2 protein-coding genes are annotated in these 1,952 nt (G+C 67.1%); both read left to right on the top strand.

The genetic code is table 11. The features are described 5' to 3' along the window. Positions 1–941: urocanate hydratase (gene hutU, locus PNI01S_RS28110; protein ID WP_084359860.1), on the top strand; the 941-nt coding region annotated here is incomplete at its 5' end. A gap of 118 nt (positions 942–1,059) precedes the next feature. Next, on the top strand, positions 1,060–1,952 hold an 893-nt coding region (locus PNI01S_RS28105), incomplete at its 3' end, for a purine-cytosine permease family protein (RefSeq protein ID WP_174602964.1).

Raw genomic sequence — 1,952 nt, 5'->3', positions numbered from 1 at the left:
AAATCCTCCCGGAGCTGATCCAGCGCGGCGTGCGCCCGGACATGGTGACCGACCAGACCTCCGCCCACGACCCGCTCAACGGCTACCTGCCGGCCGGCTGGACCTGGGAGCAGTACCGCGACCGCGCGCAGACCGACCCGGCCGCCGTGGTCAAGGCCGCCAAGCAATCCATGGCCGTGCACGTCAAAGCCATGCTGGCGTTCCAGCAGCAGGGCGTGCCGACCTTCGACTACGGCAACAACATCCGCCAGATGGCCAAGGAAGAGGGCGTCGCCAACGCCTTCGACTTCCCCGGCTTCGTCCCGGCCTACATCCGCCCGCTGTTCTGCCGTGGCGTCGGTCCGTTCCGCTGGGCCGCGCTGTCCGGCGACGCCGAGGACATCTACAAGACCGATGCCAAGGTCAAGGAACTGATCGCCGACGACGCCCACCTGCACAACTGGCTGGACATGGCCAAGCAGCGCATCAGCTTCCAGGGCCTGCCGGCGCGCATCTGCTGGGTCGGCCTGGGCCAGCGCGCCAAGCTCGGCCTGGCGTTCAACGAAATGGTCCGCCGCGGCGAGCTGAAGGCACCGATCGTGATCGGCCGCGACCACCTCGACTCCGGTTCGGTGGCAAGCCCCAACCGCGAGACCGAAGCCATGCGCGACGGCTCCGACGCCGTGTCCGACTGGCCGCTGCTCAACGCCCTGCTGAACACCGCCAGCGGCGCCACCTGGGTCTCGTTGCACCATGGCGGCGGGGTGGGCATGGGCTTCTCCCAGCACTCGGGGATGGTGATCGTCTGCGACGGCACCGACGAAGCTGCCGAGCGCATCGCCCGGGTGCTGACCAACGACCCAGGCACCGGCGTGATGCGCCATGCCGACGCGGGTTATCAGATCGCGATCGATTGCGCCAAGGAACAGGGCCTGAACCTGCCGATGATCACCGGCAAGTAATTCGGCGATAGCAAGCCAGGACCAGGGAGAGGGCCGCCGCACGGCGTGGTGCGGCGGCCAGGTCCGTAAAGCAGCAGTACATCGACAGACAAGAATTCCCTTCGGGAGAACAATAACGATGTCCCAGGCCAGTGATAGCTCCAAACCCCTGATCGAGGTGCGCTCGATCGACTACATCCCCGAGGCCGAGCGCCACGGCAAGCTCTACAGCCAGTTCACCCTATGGCTGGGCGCCAACCTGCAGATCACCGCCATCGTCACCGGCGCCCTGGCCGTGGTGCTGGGCGGCGACGTGTTCTGGTCGCTGATCGGCCTGCTCATCGGCCAACTGCTGGGCGGCGGCGTGATGGCGCTGCACGCCGCCCAAGGGCCCAAGCTCGGCCTGCCGCAGATGATCTCCAGCCGCGTGCAGTTCGGCGTCTACGGCGCGGCCATCCCGATCGTGCTGGTGTGCCTGATGTACCTGGGCTTCACCGCCACCGGCACGGTGCTTTCCGGCCAGGCGCTGGGCCAGCTGTTCGGCGTCAGCGACAGCGCCGGCATCCTGATGTTCGCCAGCGTCATCGTGCTGGTGACCGTGCTCGGCTACCGCGTCATCCACGTCATCGGTCGCATCGCCAGCGTCATCGGGGTGATCGCCTTCGTCTACCTGTTCAGCCGCCTGATGAGCCAGACCGACGTCAGCGCGTTGCTGCAGATCCGCCACTTCAGCTGGAGCAGCTTCCTGCTCGCGGTGTCCCTGGCCGCCTCCTGGCAGATTGCGTTCGGGCCGTATGTCGCGGACTACTCGCGCTACCTGCCGAGCAAGACGTCCTCGGTGAAAACCTTCCTCGCCGTGGGCGCGGGCTCGGTGATCGGTGCCCAGGTGGCGATGATCTTCGGCGTGTTCGCCGCGGCCGGGGCCAACGGGCAGTTCGCCGGCCATGAGGTGGCCTATATCGTCGGCCTGAGCGGCAGTGGCGCCGTTGCTGCGCTGCTGTACTTCAGCATCGCCTTCGGCAAGATCACCAT

The organism is Pseudomonas nitroreducens NBRC 12694, from assembly GCF_002091755.1.
GTDB lineage: Bacteria > Pseudomonadota > Gammaproteobacteria > Pseudomonadales > Pseudomonadaceae > Pseudomonas > Pseudomonas nitroreducens.
Note: the sequence above shows the minus strand (reverse complement) of the source record. Positions and strands in the feature narration are given on the sequence as shown.